The sequence below is a fragment of the Streptomyces sp. NPDC001904 genome (genome assembly GCF_040297005.1).
Lineage (GTDB): Bacteria > Actinomycetota > Actinomycetes > Streptomycetales > Streptomycetaceae > Streptomyces.
Genome location: NZ_JBEOYI010000005.1, coordinates 1 through 16355 on the forward strand (window position 1 = coordinate 1; position 16355 = coordinate 16355).

The 16355-nt window shown below is 71.8% G+C and carries 18 protein-coding genes; 10 read left to right on the forward strand and 8 right to left on the reverse strand.

All coding sequences use genetic code 11. From position 1 onward, the window contains the following. Positions 1-453: 453 nt before the first annotated feature. Complete coding sequence (locus tag ABT127_RS09325; RefSeq protein WP_351446268.1) at positions 454-717, forward strand: chaplin; 264 nt, start codon at positions 454-456, stop codon at positions 715-717. Between the two features lie 57 nt (positions 718-774). Here the strand turns inward: ABT127_RS09325 and ABT127_RS09330 are convergent, their stop codons facing one another. Then, a complete protein-coding gene (locus tag ABT127_RS09330) occupies positions 775-1431 on the reverse strand; it encodes a phosphatase PAP2 family protein (protein ID WP_351446270.1) in 657 nt (218 codons plus the stop codon). Positions 1432-1507: 76 nt separating this feature from the next. Here ABT127_RS09330 and ABT127_RS09335 point away from each other — a divergent pair, with 76 nt between their 5' ends. Together ABT127_RS09335 and ABT127_RS09340 are read left to right on the forward strand one after the other, a co-directional pair. Then, positions 1508-1879, forward strand: a complete 372-nt coding sequence (locus ABT127_RS09335) for a BlaI/MecI/CopY family transcriptional regulator (protein ID WP_351446272.1) — start codon at positions 1508-1510, stop codon at positions 1877-1879. Then, entirely contained in the window at positions 1876-2811 is a 936-nt protein-coding gene (locus ABT127_RS09340; protein ID WP_351446274.1) for a M56 family metallopeptidase, read from the forward strand. The genes ABT127_RS09335 and ABT127_RS09340 overlap by 4 nt, the downstream gene beginning before the upstream one ends. A 57-nt stretch (positions 2812-2868) precedes the next feature. Here the strand turns inward: ABT127_RS09340 and ABT127_RS09345 are convergent, their stop codons facing one another. Next, positions 2869-3249: a hypothetical protein gene (locus tag ABT127_RS09345; protein ID WP_351446276.1), complete on the reverse strand. Its 381-nt coding sequence runs from the start codon at positions 3247-3249 to the stop codon at positions 2869-2871. 140 nt (positions 3250-3389) lie between these two features. Here ABT127_RS09345 and ABT127_RS09350 point away from each other — a divergent pair, with 140 nt between their 5' ends. Both ABT127_RS09350 and ABT127_RS09355 read left to right on the forward strand, forming a co-directional pair. Next, the gene (locus tag ABT127_RS09350; protein ID WP_351446278.1) at positions 3390-4052 is read left to right on the forward strand and encodes a response regulator transcription factor; all 663 of its coding nucleotides are present in this window, start codon (positions 3390-3392) and stop codon (positions 4050-4052) included. Continuing rightward, entirely contained in the window at positions 4049-5419 is a 1371-nt protein-coding gene (locus tag ABT127_RS09355; RefSeq protein ID WP_351446280.1) for a sensor histidine kinase, read from the forward strand. The genes ABT127_RS09350 and ABT127_RS09355 overlap by 4 nt, the downstream gene beginning before the upstream one ends. Before the next feature lie 31 nt (positions 5420-5450). Here ABT127_RS09355 and ABT127_RS09360 read toward each other — a convergent pair whose 3' ends face one another. Continuing rightward, positions 5451-6275, reverse strand: a complete 825-nt coding sequence (locus ABT127_RS09360; RefSeq protein WP_351446282.1) for a COG4705 family protein — start codon at positions 6273-6275, stop codon at positions 5451-5453. Between the two features lie 90 nt (positions 6276-6365). Between ABT127_RS09360 and ABT127_RS09365 the strand changes: the two genes are divergently transcribed. After that, entirely contained in the window at positions 6366-7418 is a 1053-nt protein-coding gene (locus tag ABT127_RS09365) for a bile acid:sodium symporter family protein (protein WP_351446284.1), read from the forward strand. Between the two features lie 54 nt (positions 7419-7472). Here the strand turns inward: ABT127_RS09365 and ABT127_RS09370 are convergent, their stop codons facing one another. The 3 genes from ABT127_RS09370 to ABT127_RS09380 are packed head-to-tail and all read right to left on the reverse strand — an operon-like array spanning position 7473 to position 10280. Beyond that, complete coding sequence (locus tag ABT127_RS09370) at positions 7473-8531, reverse strand: ABC transporter substrate-binding protein (protein ID WP_351446286.1); 1059 nt, start codon at positions 8529-8531, stop codon at positions 7473-7475. Positions 8532-8584: 53 nt separating this feature from the next. Beyond that, positions 8585-9475, reverse strand: coding sequence for an ABC transporter permease (locus tag ABT127_RS09375; protein WP_351446288.1), 891 nt, complete (start codon positions 9473-9475; stop codon positions 8585-8587). Beyond that, positions 9465-10280 carry an ABC transporter ATP-binding protein gene (locus tag ABT127_RS09380; RefSeq protein WP_351446290.1) on the reverse strand — a complete coding sequence of 272 codons (816 nt, stop codon included), beginning with the start codon at positions 10278-10280 and terminating at the stop codon, positions 9465-9467. The genes ABT127_RS09375 and ABT127_RS09380 overlap by 11 nt, the downstream gene beginning before the upstream one ends. A 224-nt stretch (positions 10281-10504) precedes the next feature. Between ABT127_RS09380 and ABT127_RS09385 the strand changes: the two genes are divergently transcribed. Both ABT127_RS09385 and ABT127_RS09390 read left to right on the forward strand, forming a co-directional pair. Continuing rightward, complete coding sequence (locus ABT127_RS09385; protein ID WP_351447201.1) at positions 10505-12136, forward strand: sensor histidine kinase; 1632 nt, start codon at positions 10505-10507, stop codon at positions 12134-12136. Continuing rightward, positions 12133-12837 carry a response regulator transcription factor gene (locus tag ABT127_RS09390; RefSeq protein WP_351446292.1) on the forward strand — a complete coding sequence of 235 codons (705 nt, stop codon included), beginning with the start codon at positions 12133-12135 and terminating at the stop codon, positions 12835-12837. Before ABT127_RS09385 ends, ABT127_RS09390 begins: the two co-directional genes overlap by 4 nt. 39 nt (positions 12838-12876) lie before the next feature. On the opposite strand, the gene ABT127_RS09395 is transcribed toward ABT127_RS09390, so the two are convergent. After that, a complete protein-coding gene (locus ABT127_RS09395; protein WP_351446294.1) occupies positions 12877-13812 on the reverse strand; it encodes a M56 family metallopeptidase in 936 nt (311 codons plus the stop codon). Next, positions 13809-14222, reverse strand: a complete 414-nt coding sequence (locus ABT127_RS09400) for a BlaI/MecI/CopY family transcriptional regulator (protein ID WP_351446296.1) — start codon at positions 14220-14222, stop codon at positions 13809-13811. The genes ABT127_RS09395 and ABT127_RS09400 overlap by 4 nt, the downstream gene beginning before the upstream one ends. An 84-nt stretch (positions 14223-14306) precedes the next feature. Here ABT127_RS09400 and ABT127_RS09405 point away from each other — a divergent pair, with 84 nt between their 5' ends. Next, the gene (locus ABT127_RS09405) at positions 14307-15344 is read left to right on the forward strand and encodes an iron-siderophore ABC transporter substrate-binding protein (protein ID WP_351446298.1); all 1038 of its coding nucleotides are present in this window, start codon (positions 14307-14309) and stop codon (positions 15342-15344) included. 268 nt (positions 15345-15612) lie between these two features. Continuing rightward, a complete protein-coding gene (locus ABT127_RS09410; protein WP_351446300.1) occupies positions 15613-16266 on the forward strand; it encodes a DedA family protein in 654 nt (217 codons plus the stop codon). Positions 16267-16355 lie beyond the last annotated feature (89 nt).

A 16355-nucleotide genomic window follows, 5' to 3' on the forward strand; every position in this document is an offset into this window, starting at 1 on the left:
CCGGACTCGGGTCGCACGGCCGCGGAGACCAGTTCGGCGATCGCGATGGCCGCGTACCCGGCGAGCAGTCCGCTCAGCGCGCCGAGAGCCAGGCGCCTGACGCCGCGCGGCGGTGTGGGGTATGAGTCGTCGTTCATGTCCGGAATCCGTCCTCGCGCCGCCCTCGGATTGGTCGGTCACGCCATCGAGGGAGGAGAGATGCCGCGCGACACCTATACCAACGCCACTCCGGTGATCGGCGGTGGCAGCGCTTCGAGGGCCTTCCGCTTCCTCACTTTGGCCCCGCCGCCCGGTCGGCGGGCGTCCACCCTGTGCGCGGCTGTGACCCGGACGAGTGAACCGGGATGAATCGACCAATCCACGCCGCCGGACGCAGCGGATTGCCCGTGTGGAGCGACCAGCTCCTGCGTCACCCGCTCCGGGCGGCGCGGTTCGAGAAGTAGGGAACGTCTCATGTCTGGTGTGTTCAAGAGCGCGGCGGTTCTGGTGGCCGTGGGCGGTGCCGTTCTCGCCGGTGCGGGCGCGGCGGCGGCGGACAGCGGCGCGCAGGGTTCCGCGGTGGGCTCGCCCGGCGTGCTGTCGGGCAACGTCGTCCAGGTGCCGGTGCACGTTCCGGTCAACGCCTGTGGCAACACGGTGAGCGTGATCGGTCTGCTCAACCCGGCGTTCGGCAACACCTGCGTCAACGGCTCCGGCGGTTGGGGCGCGTGGAAGTAGTCCCGACCACCTTCGGTTCCTGGTGCTGCCTCTTGGGGGAGGCAGCACCGGGTCCGACTACGCCTCGAGGCAGACCTGTCGGCGGTCCGGTGCGACCAGAGGGCGCAGGGGTGTCCGGCCGAAGTGTTCCGCCAGGGAACGCGTGCGCCGGGACAGGGGTAGCGCCAGCGCCAGGGTGATGAGCGCGCCGACGGCGAGTCCCGCGACGACGTCGTGCGGATAGTGCGCCCCGACCCATACGCGCGAGGCCGCCATCAACACGGCGGCCACGGAGGCGACGACCCCGAGCCGTACGGACACGAACCACAGGGCGACGGCCGCGGCAGCGGCCAGAGTGGCGTGGTTGCTGGGGAACGACCAGTCACCGGGAGCCGGGCACGCCTCGAGGGTGACCACGTGCAGGGACCGGCACGGCCGCAGCTCGCGCACGCCCTGCTTCAGCACGGTGCTGCCCACGAAGGCGGCCACGGTGAGGACCGGCACCGCCAGGGCCCGCACCGCTTGCTGCGCGTCCTGACCTCGGGCACGCCACCACGCGAGCAGCGCGAGTCCGGCGAAGAGGATCAGCCCGTAACTGGAGTACGCCGACACGAGGCCGTCCAGCCAGGCCGGGGCCCCGTGCGCGGTGCGGACCACGTCCGTGAGGGCCGTCCCGTCGATTCCGGAGCCGTCGTAGCCCTGGGGAGCTGCCGCCAGGTCTGTCGTGGAGTGCATCAGGCCTCGCCCTTGCGTCTACAATGCGGTAGTCGGTCTACTTCACTGTAGACGATGTGGCGGAGGGAGCAGTTCCATGAGCGACACGGACGGCGAGCGCAGACCTGCCGGCGAGCTGGAGGCCAGCGTGCTGGCCGCCTTGGGCGCGTCGGGGCGGCCGCTCTCGGCGGCCCAGGTGAGGTCCGCGATTCCACAGGACCTGGCCCGCACCACGGTGGCCACGCTCCTCACCCGTCTTCACGAGAAGGGGGCGGTGGGCCGCACGCCGGGGAAGCGCGGATTCCTGTACTTCGCCGTGGACGACACGCACGGCCTGACCGCGCGGCGGATGCGCCGCGAGCTGGAGCAGGACGACGACCGCGGCAGGGTGCTGGCGCGATTCGTCCAGGGGCTCAGCGCCGACGACGAGGCGGAGCTCAGGCGCCTGCTGGAGGGGAGCGGGACGTGATCGCCCTGCTGCTCCTCCCTCTGTTCCTGCCCTGGGCCCTCCCCCCGCTGGCACGGCGTGCGGTGTCCCGGGTGCGTCCCGACATCGCCTTGTGGGCCGTCACCGCCGCCTCGGCCGCGCTGGCCGCGGGGGTCGTGGCCTGCCTGGGCGCGCTGACCCTGCCGGCCGTCCTGTCCGTGCCGCGGCTCGGCGCGCTCGCCGACCTCGTCCGCCCGCTGGCCGCGGGGCCGCGGCTCCTCGTACTCGGCATCGCGGCGCTCGCCGCCGGCGCACTGGTTCTGGCGGCATGCCGGGGTGCCCGCCGGGCGGTGTCGGAGGTGGCCCACCTGCGGGCCGCACAGGCGCGCGTCGCGGGGCTGCCCGAAGCCGGAGGGCTCTGCGTGGTGGACGATCCGCACCCCGACGCGTTCGCGCTGCCCGGCGGGCCGGGTGGTGCGGACCGGATCGTGGTGACCTCCGGCATGCTGCGGGCCCTGGGCCCCGTCGAGCGCGAGGCCCTGCTCGCGCACGAGCGGGCCCATCTCGCGGCCAGGCACCACCTGTTCGCCTCGGTCGCCCAGCTGGCCGGATGGTGCCATCCGGCGCTGGCCGCCACCGCGGACCAGGTGTCCTTCGCCGCGGAGCGGGCGGCCGACGAGGCAGCGGCCCGGCGCTGCGGCGACCGGGCCGTGACCGCCCGGGCCGTGGGACGCGCGGCGCTCGCCGCGAGCGGTGCCCCTCGCGCGTCCGTCGCGCTGGCGCCGGGCGCGAGCACCGGCCCCGTGCCGGCCCGCGTCAAGGCCCTGCTCGCCCCCGCGCCGGTGCGGCGGCTCGCCCCGGCGCTCCTGGCGATGACCCTGTTGTGCGCGGCGGCCGGGGTCTCGTCGGCCGGCGGGGCCGTGTGGCTGCATCGCGGCGTCGAGGTGGCGCAGGGCGAGAACCCTTCGGACTGACCTCGCATGCTGCGCGCCGCTCGGGACGGCGGCGGTGCGGGGCCGGCAGCCGACTGCTCAGTCCGCGGAGTGACCGCGGGAGTCGTGCCGGATCTCCGGACGGCGCCGGTGCACGTAGTTGCGCACGGTGGACAGCGAGGCGGCCTCGAAGTCCGCCTCGCTCGCCAAACGCTCCAGGATCTGCCGGTTCGACAGCCGTACTCCGCTGTCGAGTTCCCGGCGCAGCATGTCGTCGATGAGGTCGCTGACAGGATCGAGCAGCAGGGGACGGCGTTCCCGTGGGGGCGTCGGCGCCGGTTCGGGGGGCAGGCCGAGGGCCGCGAGGACCACCGCGCGCGAGACGCGGTGCCGCTGAGCGAGATCGGACACCGGGACACGCGGATCCGCCTCGCGCTCACGCCGGATGAGTTCGGTTACGCGTTCGGGGGACCTGTACATGCGGTGATCCTTAGGCGCCGGGACCGGCGATACGCGGTGCGGATGTCCTCGGTGCGGCAATCACACCACGAGCGTCTACATAATAGTAGACAATAGGGCGTGCTCAAAGACATCTGCCCGACGGGCGGGGGGAGTTGCCGGTGACCCACAAGATCCTCGTGGTCGAGGACGACCACGCGCTGCGTGACGTCCTGCGCCGGGGGCTCACCGAGGAGGGCTACACGGTGGTCCCGGCCGCCGACGGCGCCACCGCCCTCAGACTGGCCACCGCCGCGATCGCGGCGGTGGTGCTGGACGTCGGGCTCCCCGACGCCGACGGGCGTGACGTCTGCCAGGCCCTGCGCGCGGGAGGCAGCACGGCACCGGTCATCTTCCTGACGGCACGCGGTCATCTCACCGACCGGCTCTCCGGCTTCTCCGCGGGCGGTGACGACTACCTCTGCAAGCCCTTCCACCTCAGCGAACTCATCGCCCGGACCCATGCGCTGATCAAGCGGGCCGCTCCCACCCCGGAGCAGTGCGCGGGCGACGTCGAGATCGACCCGGTCTCGCTCAGCGTGAGCGTGCACGGGAACCAAGTGCCGCTCTCCCCCACCGAGTTCCGGCTGCTGGCCCTGCTGGTGGCGGCAGGGGGCACGCTGGTGCGTCGCCGCGACCTCCTCCGGGCCGCCTGGCCGGACGGTGCCTGGGTCAGCGACAACACCCTCGACCAGTACATGAGCAGGCTGCGTCGCAAACTGCGTACGGCCGGCAGCGCGCTGACCGTCCACACCCAGCGAGGCATCGGACACCGCCTCTCATGAGGCCGGACCCGCGCCTTCTCGTCCCGCGGACCCTGCGAGGACGACTGGCCCTGGTGGCCGTGGTCGCGGCCGCGCTGCTCCTGACGACGCTCACCCTCGCCTTCGACGCGGTCGCGGTGCGGCACCTGCGGTCCCAGGCGGACGACCGGCTGCGCGGCACCCTCGCCGCCGTCGCCTCCACCGTCGAGGTGTCGGGCCGTCAGGTACGGGTGAGGGAGACGTCCCACGACGAGGTCCTCGACTCCGGCGTGTGGGTCTTCGCCGGGTCCCGCACGGTGGAGCAGCCTGCGAGCGCCCGGCGCCATCCCTCCCTCGCCCGGGCGGCGCGCGAGATCGCGGACGGTGCCGGAGCCAGGTGCGTGACGGCCGGCGAGACCGCGGGGCAGGAGGGATGGCGGCTGTGCGCCCAGGACGTGTCGCCGCGCGGCGCGGGGGTCGTCGCGGTGGCGGCCGTCGACATGACGCCGTACGCGAGTTCCATGGACGCGCTCCTGGCGGGCTTCGTGGCGTTCGGAGTGGTGATGCTGGCCTGCACGTACGTGCTGACGCGCCTGTCGGTCGGCCGCGCCCTGCGTCCCGTGACCGACATGACCGATCGGGCCGCCCGGTGGAGCGCCGTCTCCTCGGCCACGCGGATGGCCTCGCCGACGGCCCCGCAGGAACTGCGTCACCTGGGTGTGTCGTTGGACGCCCTGCTGGACCGGATACGCAGCATGCTGCGGCACGAACAGCGGCTGACCGCCGAGTTGTCGCACGAGCTGCGCACACCGCTCGCTCGTATCGTGGCGGAACTCGATCTCTGGCGGACCCGTCCGCGCAGTCCGTCCGAGACCCGGCGCGCGCACGCGGTGATCGAGGATGCGGCCGCGTCGATGCGGACCATCTGCGACACCCTGCTGGACCAGTCACGGGCGACTGCGGCGGAGTCACCGGACACACCGGGAACGTGCCAGGTGGACCGGGTGTTGAGGCGGCTGGCCGACACGGGACCCGACGGCGGTGTGCACACCGCCGTCGAGGTGGACGCGGCGTTGCGGGCGGGTGTGGCCGAGTCCGTGGTGGAGCGCATCGTCAGCCCGCTGCACGCGAACGCGCTGCGCCATGCGCGCTCGACGGTGATTCTGTCCGCCCGGGCGACGCCCCAGGGGGTGCACATCGTGGTGAGCGACGACGGAGCCGGCGTCCCTGCGGCTTTCGCGCCGCGGCTGTTCCGGCCGGGACAGCGGGCCGACCCCGCCGACGGACACGACGGGGCCGGTCTCGGGCTGGCGCTCGTGAGGCGCCTGGTCCGGTCGGCGGGCGGAGAGGTGTGGCACGACGCTTCGTACGCGGACGGCGCGCGGTTCGTGGTGCGGGTGCCCGGCTGATCCCGGACGAGCCCGGCGGTTCTCTCCCGTCTCAGGACGGCGTGCCGGACGGACCGGTGTCCTTGCGCGTCACGGAGAGGTGGACCACCAGGCCGAGGACGACCGCGAGGAACAGCGCGCTGGTGACCACGGTGCCCAGGCCCAGGCCGCCGTCGCCGGTGGGCTGGGAGAGCCAGTCGCCCGTCGAGGCGCCGAGGGGGCGGGTGAGGACGTACGCGATCCAGAAGCTCCACACCGCGTTCAGCCCGAGCGCGAAGTGGGTGACGGCCACGGCGGCGATGACGGCGGCGAAGACGAGGAGGGAGGTCAGGTAGCCCAGTGCCATGCGTTCGGCCACCAGGTCACCGGCCGCGGTGCCCAGGGCGAAGGTGAACAGGACCGCGAGCCAGTAGAACGCCTCGCGGCCGGTGGTGTCGATGCTGTGGATGGACAGCGTCCTCTCCCGGCGGTACCAGACGAGGAAACAGGCCACCAGGAGCACGGCGAAGACCGCGGTGCTCACTTCCAGCGGCACGCCCATGTTGTCGGTCAGGTTGTCGCTGACGAGCGTCCCCACGACGCTGATGAGGGCGACGGCGAGCCAGTAGACGCCCGGGCGGTACGCGCGGCCGCGGAACTGCACGACGAGCACCAGCGCCAGCAGACAGCTCATCAGCGCGGAGACGCCGGTGAGGCCGAGACCGGCGTCCTGGGCGAGCAGGTCCGCCGCCGTCTCCCCCACGGTCGTACAGAGGATCTTGATGATCCAGAAGTAGGCGGTGATCTCCGGGACCTTGTTGCGGCGCGCCCGACGGCCGTCGCCCGGGACGTCTCGGGGTACGGCGAAGGACGCCGTTCGGGAGGGTTCCTGTGTCATGGCCCGACCGTGCCAGCGACAACCTGTACGCATCCTGACTGCCCGGCCTGTCGGCGGACTCCGGTGGGACGAGATGTCCACGGTGGGGCGATGGACCTGATCCCCCGGCCTCCCACCCTCCCGGTCGTCCAGCGCGGCACCACGTGGCTGCGCGGACGGCTGGGCCGTGCCGTCGTCGCCTCCTACGCGGTGGCCCTGCTGGCACCCTGGCCCGGGCTGTGGCTGCGCCGGCCGCACCTGCTCGCAGGGCTCACCGTGCACGTGCCGCCGGTGCTGCTGGGCGTGTTGCTGTTCGCCGGTGGCTTTCAGGTCCGCGTGCGGGCCCTGGCGGGTCTGGTCCGCAGGCCCTGGGCGCTGCTGGCCGCGCTGGCCCTGCACTGCGCGCTCCCGCTCGTCCTCATCCCGCTGCTGGTCCTGCTGCTGCGCGGCACCCCGGACGCCGATCACGGCAGCGGCATCGTCACGGCGATGGTGATGATCGTGACCATGCCCGTGGCGGCCAACGCCACCGTGTGGACGGCCAAGGGCGACGGTGACCAACCGTCCATGGTGGCCGCCGTACTGGGCTCCACCCTGCTCAGTCCCGTGACGACGCCGCTGGTCATGCGGGCCCTGACCCTTCAGGTGCACGGGGCCTGGACGCACACGCTGACGGTCGCCGCCGAGTTGAGCCAGGGCGGTTTCGCGCTGGCCGGCATCGTCGCGCCCTGCGCATTGGGGGTGTGCTGCCGCCTCGCGCTGTCCGCGGCCGGGGCGGACACCCTGGAGGCGGGCATCAGTCTGCTGGCGCTGCTGGCCTCGCTGGTCACCACCTATCTCAACGCCAGTGGCGCACTGGGGGCGTGTCTCGCGCAGCCGCGTCCGCTGCTGCTGTGCGCCGCCGTGGCGGCGGCGGTGGGGGTGTGCGGGAGTGCCTTCGCCCTGGGGCGTGCGGCCGGCGCCGTCCTGCGACTGGACCGCGGCAGGTGCTCCTCTCTCGCGCTGGCCTGCGGAATGAGCAACAGCAGCGCGGGCGCCGTGCTGATCACTGCCGCGATGCCGGAGAAGCCGTACCTGCTGATGCCCGTGCTCGCGTACGGGCTGGTGCAGAAGAGCTTCGCCGGGCTCGTGGTCCGCCGGTCCCGCCCGTGCGCGCCCCTCTAGTGCGGGGCGCGCACGGACGCGGTGGGCCGGGAGACCCGTGGCGTACGGGCCAGGTCAGCGGGCCTGGTCGGTGAACTCGCTCGTGTAGGTCTTCTTCAGGTCGATGGTGGCGTTCTTCAGGTTCGGGTTGAACGACTTGAGCACGCGCTGCACGGTCGCCGGACCGTCGGCCGGCATCCTGCCGTCCTTGGTGAACATGGGCAGCGTGCTGTCGATGGCCTTGGCGTACAGGCCCTCCCCGCCCTGTGCGTAGTCGCCGGGCATCTTCGCCGCGATCTGCTCGGCACTGTGCGAGGACATCCACTTCAGGGTGCGGACGAAGGCGTCGGCGAGCTTCTGGACGGTGTCCTTGTGCGCGTTCACCCAGTCGGTGTTCATGTACAGGCTCGACGACGGGTACAGACCGCCGAGGGCCTGCTGGGAGCCTTCGGGTGTGCGCATGTCGACGAGGACCTTGCCGATCTTCTTGTCGAGGATCTGCGCCACCGTCGGGTCCGTGGTCATGCCGCCGTCGATGGAGCCCTTCTGCAGCGCGGAGATGAAGGTCTGCCCCGCGCCGACGGCGACGTTCGTGAACGTGTCGGTGGAGACGCCGTCGTGCACGCCGAGGTACTTGGTCAGGAAGTCGGTGGAGGAGCCGAGGCCGGTCACGCCGAGCTTCTTGCCGGAGAAGTCCTTGGGCGACTTCAGGCTGCCCGCGGCCTTGTTGGAGACGATCTCGACCTCGCCGGGGGTCCGGGCGAGCTGGACCACGGACTCGACCTGCTTGCCCTTGGTCTGGAGGTCGAGGGTGTGGTCGTAGAACCCGACGACGCCCTGGACGTTCCCGGCGACCAGCGAGGTCGTGGCGTCGATCCCGGCGGGCTCGCTCAGCAGCTCGACGTTGACACCTTCGTCCTTGAAGTAGCCGAGGCGCTGGGCGAGCATCGCGGGCAGGTAGATGACCTTGTCGATGCCCCCGACCATGATCTTCACCTTGGGGCCCTTGCCGCCCGAACCACCGCCGTCCGAGGCGTTCGAGGACACCTCGTCGGCGCAGCCGCTGAGCGCGGCGAGCGCGACGAGCGCGGCGGTGGCGGCGGTCAGTCTGGTGGTGAGCGTGCGGCGGGACATGTGCGGCTCCTAAAGGTCCTCGGAGGAAAACGTGTGCCGGTGCGGGAGGAGGGTCAGCGGGCTTCGTCGGCGGCGGGCTTCCAGCGGAAGAGCTTCTTCTCCAGGAAGGTCAGCAGGCCCTCGGCGAGCAGGGCGACAACCGCGAGGATGACCATCGCGGCGTAGACACCGGCCGAGTTGAAGGTGCCCTGCGAGGCGGAGACGAGCAGGCCGATGCCCTTGGTCGCGCCGATGTACTCGCCGACGATGGCGCCGATGAGGGCGAACCCGAAGCTGACGTGGAGGCTGGTGAAGATCCACGAGGTGGCGGCGGGGATGACGACCTGGAAGGTGACCTGCCGGTCGCGGGCGCCGAGGATGCGGGCGTTGTCGATCACGTGCCGGTCGACCTCCCGTGCCCCCTGGAAGGCGTTGAAGAAGACGGGGAAGAAGACGAGGACGACCGCGGAGGCGACCTTCGACGCCGGGCCGAGGCCGAACCAGATCAGGAAGATCGGGGCGAGGACGATCCGGGGCAGGGCGTTGAGGACCTTGATGTACGGCCCCATGACGTCGGCCAGGAAGCGGACACGGCCGAGCGCGATGCCCAGGACGACACCGCCGATGACCCCGATCACCCAGCCGAGCAGCGCCTCGTAGAGCGTGTACCAGATCTGTTCGAGCAGGGAGCCCTGCGGAGTGCCGTGCAGCGCCCACTGCTGGATCTGGTCCCAGATCCTCGACGGCATCGAGAAGTTGAAGGGATCGATGATGCCGGCGCGGGAGAACCATTCCCAGACGCCGAGGACGAACACGAGCACGGCGGCGCGGGCCAGGAGGACGACACTGCGGCGACGGCGTGCGGCGCGGGCGCGTTCCTCGGTGCGGGCCGACGTGGTCACCGGCGCGGAACCGATGGTCGCGGCGGATCCGACGGCCGGCCGGGCGGAGGTGTCAGGCGACATTCCGGGCGCCCCTTTCACGGGTGATGCGGACTTCCTCGCCCAGGGAGGACCAGATCTCGCGGTAGATCTCGACGAAGCGGGGTTCCAGCCGGACCGACTCGACGCGGCGCGGTCGCGGGAGGTCGATGGTGAAGACCTCTTTGACCGTGGCGGGACCCGCGGTCATGACGACGACCTTGTCCGCCAGCGCGATGGACTCCTCCAGGTCGTGCGTGACGAAGACGACGGAGGATCCGGTGCCGGCCCACAGCTCCATCAGTTCGTCCGACATGAGCGCGCGGGTCTGCACGTCGAGCGCCGAGAAGGGTTCGTCCATGAGCAGGATCGACGGGTCGTTGACGAACGTGGAGGCGAGGGCGACCCGCTTGCGCTGCCCGCCGGACAGCTGGTGGGGGTAGCGGTCCGCGAAGGCGGTCAGACCGACGCGGGCCAGCCATTCGCGCGCCCTGTCCCTGGCCTCGTCCTTGGGGACGCCGCGGAAGCGGGGCCCGGCCATGACGTTGGACAGCACCGTGCGCCAGGGGAACGTGGCGTCCTGCTGGAAGACGAACCCGACCTTCTCGTCGATGCCGCGGACCGGCGTGCCGGACAGCAGGACCTCGCCCTCGGTCGGTTCCTCGAGGCCGCTGACGAGGGTGAGGGTGGTGGATTTGCCGCAGCCTGTGGGGCCCACGACCGCGACAAACTCGCCCTGCTCGACGGTCAGGTCGAGGTCGTGGACAGCGGTGTGGGAGGCACCGGACGGTGTGCGGAAGGCTTTGCGGACACCGCGCAGCTCGATGGCCGGGCTCGATGGGCTTGTCATGCCGCGGAACGCTACGAACGCCTCGGCGGGCTGGGAAGTTTTCGCCGGCAACGCCTGGTTGTTCCCGTAGATCGGGGTTCTGCTCATTGTGCCGACGGCTCTCGCACGCGCGTCCGCCCCGGCTCTTCCCTGGCCGAAACGCCTGCGGCTACGGTGCGTTCACCCCGGTGAAACGTCTGATCACACGGGAGGGTTCCGGAAAGCAGGTGTCAAAGGTGGCGCGCTTGCGCATCGGCTGGCCCAGGCAGGTGTTCGCACAGGTCCTCGTCGCCCAGCTCCTGATCACCACAGGAGTGCTGCTGCTTCTGACGGGGTTGTTCCTGCAGCCGCTGCGTACCCAGCTGGACGACCAGGCCGAACACCAGGCGCTGGCGGTCGCCCAGACCACCGCGGCCGATCCGGACATCGCCGACGGCCTGTTGACGACCGGTCCCGACCCCGACGGGCCGGTGCAGCGGCAGGCCGAGCGCACCCGGCGGGCCACGGGCGCGCTGTACGTCGTCGTCATGGACCGGCGCGGAATCCGCTGGTCCCACACGGACACGGCCTCCGTGGGCCGCCGCGTGTCGACCGATCCGTCGGTCCCCCTGCACGGGCACGTCGTGCTGGAGATCGACCGCGGGACCCTGGGGACGTCGGCGCGCGCGAAGGTGCCGCTGCACGACGGCGCCGGAGCGGTGATCGGCGCGGTCTCCGTGGGCATCGCCTACGACAGCGTGCAGGAGAGCCTGCTGGCTGCGCTGCCCGGGCTGCTGCGCTACGCGGGTGCCGCGCTCGCGGTCGGCGCCGGCGCGGCCCTGCTCGTGGCCCGCATCCTCCGCAAGCGCACGCACGGTGTCTCCGTCGCCGACATCGCGGCGTTGCTGTCCGAGCGCGAGGCGATGCTGCACGCGGTGCGCGAAGGCGTCATCGCCCTCGACGGGAACGAGCGGGTGCGGCTGGTGAACGACGAGGCGGCCCGCCTGCTCGCGCTCGGGGACGATGCCGAGGGCCAGGACCTCAAGGCCGTTCTTCCGCCCGGCCACTCCCGTGATGTGCTCACCGGGCACGTCACGGGACGCGATCTGCTGACCGTGCGCGAGAACCGGGTGCTGATCGCCAACCGGATGCCGACGCCCGACGGCGGTTCGGTCGTCACCCTGCGGGACCGCACCGAGGTCGAACTGCTGGGCCGTGAACTCGACTCCATCAAGGGTCTGCTGGACGCCCTGCGCGCCCAGGACCACGAGCACGCCAACCGGCTGCACACCGTGCTCGGCTTCCTGGATCTGGACATGGCCGGGCGCGCACGGTCCTACGTCGCCGGTCTCACCCGCGCACGGCGCGCGTCGGCGGGCGAGATCGCCGAACGCGTCCGCATGCCCATGGTCTCGGCGCTGCTGGTCGGAAAGTCGGCCATCGCCTCCGAGCGTGGTGTGGCGCTGCGGCTGTCCGACCGGACCCATCTGCCGACCGGGCTCATCGACGCCCGGGACATCGTGACCGTACTGGGCAATCTGATCGACAACGCGCTGGACGTCGTCGGCGACGGGCGGAGCGCGCGGCCGGCGATCGAGGTCGAGGTCTTCGTCGAGGGGGGCACCGTCGTGGCCCGGGTCAGCGACAACGGGCCTGGTGTTCCCGTGGACCTGCGCGACGCCGTCTTCGAAGAGGGCTGGAGCACCAAGGAGTCCCCCGCGCACCGCGGCCGCGGTCTCGGCCTGGCGATGGTGCGCAGTCTGGCGGAGCGCTACGGGGGCGCCGCCCGTGTCACCGCCCGGGCCGGCGGCGGTGCCGTCTTCACCGTCACCCTTCCCGACATCGCCCAACGGTCCGCAGTCCCCGCACACCCCGTCCTGGCAGGAGAACCCTCGTGATCGACGTCCTGGTGGTCGACGACGACTTCCACGTCGCAGAGATCAACGCCGCCTACGTGCAGAAGACATCGGGCTTCCGCGTCGTGGGCACCGCGCACACCGCGCTGCAGGCGATGCAGACGCTGGAGAACCGGCACGCCGACCTGCTGCTGCTCGACCACTACCTGCCGGACCGCTCGGGCCTCGACCTGGTACGCGGCCTGCGGCAGCGCGGTGTCCGCAGCGACGTCATCATGGTCACCGCGGCGCAGGACGTCGACGTCGTCGAGGCGGCTCTGCGGTACGGCGTCCTGCACTACCTGGTCAAACCCTTCACCTTCGACGGGCTGCGCTCGCGCCTGGACAGCTACGCGGAACTGCGGCGCACGCTGCGGGACGCCGGCGGCGAGGCGGCGCGCGGCCAGAAGCAGATCGACCGCATCTTCGGGGCGGTGCGCGCCCCGGCGGACGTTCCGGAGGCGGCGGCCAAGGGCTGGGCCCGGCCCACCATGGATCTGATCTGCCATGTCGTCGCCGAGGCGGAGCACCCGCTGTCGGCCCAGGACGTCGCCGCCCGGGCAGGCATCAGCCGGTCGACCGCGCACCGCTACCTGCGGCACCTCCAGGACAGCGGTTCGCTGCGACTGACCCTGCGTTACGGCGACGCCGGCCGCCCCGAGCACCGCTATGCACCGGTCCCGGACGGACCGAAGGGGCGCTGACGCGCCGGCCGGGGCACGTCGGCGCCGTCCTCCGGAGGCTCAGCCACCCCGTACGGCGGTGGCCGCGTACTCCACGTACTCGTGCAAGCCGTAGGCAAGGGCGACCGTTCCCAGCACGGTCAGGGCCAGCGCCGTCGCCAGCGCGGCTCCGGTGCGGCGGGTCCGGCCCGTCGGTGCGGACGGTGCGGGCGCCAACAGGGCCTCCACCCTCCGGGGCACCGGTCCACGCGCCGCCGACAGCAGGGGGTAGCCCGTCACGTCGTGGGACGACCTGGCCAGTGCGGCCCGGGCGATCGCCGCGGCCGCCGTCCTCCTGTCCCCCACTGCCTCGGCAGCCGCTTCGTCCGCCCACCGCTCCAGGTGGAAGGAGAGCGACGTCCGTACGGTCCGCAGCGCGGGGTGCACCACGGCGGCGAGGTCGACAACGGCCGACAGCAGGTGATGCCGGCCCGCCAGATGGGCGCGCTCGTGCGCCATCAGCACGTCGCGCTCGCCCGGCTTCAACGTCCGCAGCGTGCCCGCCGTCACCACCACCCGACCGGCACGTCCTCGGTACCCGGGGAGCGCGAAGGCGTCGACATCGGTTCCGGCGACCACCAGAAGGTCCCCGTCGCCCGTACCGTGACCCGTCGCCTGCCAGGCGTCCTTGAGCAGCGAGCGCTGCCGGAACCAGCGCCGCACCACGCACACCAGCTGGGCGCACATCACCAGTCCGGCCGCCGCGGCGAGCGGGACCACGGCCGGCCACACGTCCAGCACCCGGGACAGGGGCACCTGCTCCAGCGAGGCCAGGAAGGGCACGTGGAAGAGCCCGACCAAGGCGGCCACCGTGCCACCGGCCAGCAGCACCGTCGCCCCCGTCAGCGCCCAGCAGGCCTCGCGCGGCGGCAGCACCCCGGCCAGGCGCCCGGCGAGCCGGACTCCGCCCCAGGGAACGGCGAGGGCCAGCACGACCAGGACGAGTACGTAGGTCACTCGGCTTCTTCCTCCGCCTCCGGCTCCTGGCCCGCCCCGGCGTCCGCTTCCAGGAGCAGGCGGCGCAGGGTCTCCTCGTCGCCCTCCGACAGGGAGGTCACGAACCGCTTCAGCACCAGGTCACGGCGTGGTTCGCTCTCCAGCTCGCGGCGCATGCGGCCGGCGGCGAGGCCCGGCGCGTCCGCCACCGGTTCGTAGGCGAAACCGCGACCCGACGGAACGCGGCGCAGCGTGCCCTTCTCGTACAACCGGCTCAGGATGGTCGCCATCGTCGTCCGCGCGAGCCCTGTGCCGAGCGCGTCGTTGACCTGATGTGCCGTCAACGGCCCGCCTGCCGCCCACAAGGCCGCCAGTACGTCCGCGACCAGCTCACCGTGGGGACGCCGCGCGTCCTGACTCTTCTTCGCCACCTCTGTCCTTCCCATCGTCCCCTGCCCGTTCCGTACCCGACGGGCCAGACGAAAAGGAGCCTTTACTTAGGTTAGCCTTTGTTCATGCTCAAGCGTTCGATCTCCTCCCTTCGGCGGACCGCCGCCCCCACCCGCCGCCGCGCCGCGACGGGCGTCCTCGCCGTCTCCGTCGCCCTCGTGGTCGCGGGCTGCTCGTCCGGCTCCGACGGCGCCGGCAGCGGAGACGCCGGGACGGTGGCCAAGGGCGCTTTCCCCGCCAAGGTGTCCACCAAGTTCGGCGACGTCACGGTGAAGAAGCAGCCCAAGCGCGTGGTGGCCCTGGGCTGGGGCGACGCGGAGACCGCTCTGGCGCTCGGCGTGCAGCCGGTCGGCGCCAGTGACTGGCTGGCCTTCGGCGGCGACGGCGTCGGTCCCTGGGCCAAGGGGAAGTACGACAAGAGCCCGCAGAAGATCGGCACGCTGGAGCCCGAGTACGAGAAGATCGCGGCCCTGCAGCCCGACCTCATCCTCGACACGAAGTCGAGCGGCGACCAGAAGCGCTACGACACGCTCAGCAAGATCGCGCCCACCGTCGGCGTGCCGAAGGGCGGCGACCAGTACCTGACCGACTGGCAGGACCAGACGGAGATGGTCGCGGACGCGCTCGGCCTGCACGACAAGGGGCAGCAGCTGATCGACAGGACGAAGGCGAAGTTCGCCGCCGCGGTCGAGGCCCACCCCGAGTTCAAGGGGAAGACGGTGACGTCGGGCTCGCTGAGCGGCGAGGGCTTCAACGCGTACGTGCAGGGCAGCGGGCGCGTGGACTTCCTGGAGCGGCTCGGGTTCAAGAACAACCCCTGGGTCGAGCAGCAGGGCGGAAAGGGCTTCTTCGTCAGCGTCGCCCGCGAGAACGTCAACAAGCTCGACGCCGACCTGCTGATCATGGAGCCCATCGAGACGTCGGCCTCCGAGATCAAGAACGACGCGCTGTACAAGAAGATCCCGGCCGTCCAGGCGGGGCACGACGTGGTCTTCGGCCTGAAGTCCGCCGAGGCCAACGCCTTCGCCATGGACTCCGTGCTGTCGGTGAACTACGTCCTGGACAAGGTCGTGCCCGAGTTCGCCGCGGCGCTGAAGAACTGACGAACCCGACCGTCCGTCGCAGACACCCACGTGGGGCCGCACCGCACCGGTGCGGCCCCGCTTTGTCGTGCGCTCGCGCGGCCGGGAACTCGGCACGCCGTTTGAACGTCTACAGTGAAGTAGACTGACTACATTGGAGTAGACGCCACGTCGTGGCGTCCCCCAGTCGTCCGGCGATCGTCCGGCAGCCGACCGGCCCGCCACGAAAGGACTCCGCGTGTTCTTGTGCCCGGATGTGTGCGCTGTCGCCGCAGCGCAGCCCCTCGCAGTGAACGTCCTGGACGCCGGCTCGTTGCTGGCCTCCTTCGGCGCTCTGGGGGTCGCCTTCGTCCTGTTCGCGGAGACCGGCCTCCTGATCGGGTTCTTCCTCCCCGGCGACTCGCTGCTGTTCACCGCGGGACTCCTGTGCGTGTCCGGCAGCTCCGGGGTCCGCCTGTCCCTTCCGCAGGTACTGATCGCGGCCGTGGCCGGTGCGCTGCTGGGCGCCCAGGCCGGCTACTGGATCGGACGACGGGGCGGGCGGCCTCTCCTCGCCCGCAGCCGCTCGAAACGACTGCAGGAGGGTGCGCAGCGCGCCGAAGAGCTCCTGGCCCGGTACGGACATGCCAAAGCGATCGTCCTGGCCCGCTTCGTTCCCGTCGTGCGCACCGTCCTCAACCCGCTCGCCGGCGCGCTGGGCGTTCCCGCCCGCACCTTCGCGCTCTGGCAGGTCGTCGGCGGAACCGTGTGGACCGTGGGTCTGGTGCTGGCCGGGTATGCGCTCGGCTCCTCCGTGCCCAATGTGGACCGCTATCTGCTGCCGATGGTCGCTGTGATCGTCGCCGTCTCGCTCATCCCGCTGGGCCTGGAGATTCTCCGCAGCCGCAGGAGCCGGACCCGCGGGCGGGCGGCCTCCGTCTCCCCCACCGGCGACGAGCGGTGAATGCGCGTCCCACGCCTGCCCCCGCTCCCTCTGCCGAGGTCGAACCGCGAAGGTGGCAGCCTGGCTGGCTGCCGTGGGCCGGAGGCGTC

Coding starts and splice junctions, on each gene's coding strand:
- ABT127_RS09405 (WP_351446298.1), top strand. CDS start 14,307: ATGCTCAAGCGTTCGATCTCCTCCCTTCGGCGGACCGCCGCCCCCACC.
- ABT127_RS09330 (WP_351446270.1), bottom strand. CDS start 1,431: ATGCACTCCACGACAGACCTGGCGGCAGCTCCCCAGGGCTACGACGGC.
- ABT127_RS09370 (WP_351446286.1), bottom strand. CDS start 8,531: ATGTCCCGCCGCACGCTCACCACCAGACTGACCGCCGCCACCGCCGCG.
- ABT127_RS09375 (WP_351446288.1), bottom strand. CDS start 9,475: ATGTCGCCTGACACCTCCGCCCGGCCGGCCGTCGGATCCGCCGCGACC.
- ABT127_RS09325 (WP_351446268.1), top strand. CDS start 454: ATGTCTGGTGTGTTCAAGAGCGCGGCGGTTCTGGTGGCCGTGGGCGGT.
- ABT127_RS09365 (WP_351446284.1), top strand. CDS start 6,366: ATGGACCTGATCCCCCGGCCTCCCACCCTCCCGGTCGTCCAGCGCGGC.
- ABT127_RS09345 (WP_351446276.1), bottom strand. CDS start 3,249: ATGTACAGGTCCCCCGAACGCGTAACCGAACTCATCCGGCGTGAGCGC.
- ABT127_RS09335 (WP_351446272.1), top strand. CDS start 1,508: ATGAGCGACACGGACGGCGAGCGCAGACCTGCCGGCGAGCTGGAGGCC.
- ABT127_RS09360 (WP_351446282.1), bottom strand. CDS start 6,275: ATGACACAGGAACCCTCCCGAACGGCGTCCTTCGCCGTACCCCGAGAC.
- ABT127_RS09355 (WP_351446280.1), top strand. CDS start 4,049: ATGAGGCCGGACCCGCGCCTTCTCGTCCCGCGGACCCTGCGAGGACGA.
- ABT127_RS09380 (WP_351446290.1), bottom strand. CDS start 10,280: ATGACAAGCCCATCGAGCCCGGCCATCGAGCTGCGCGGTGTCCGCAAA.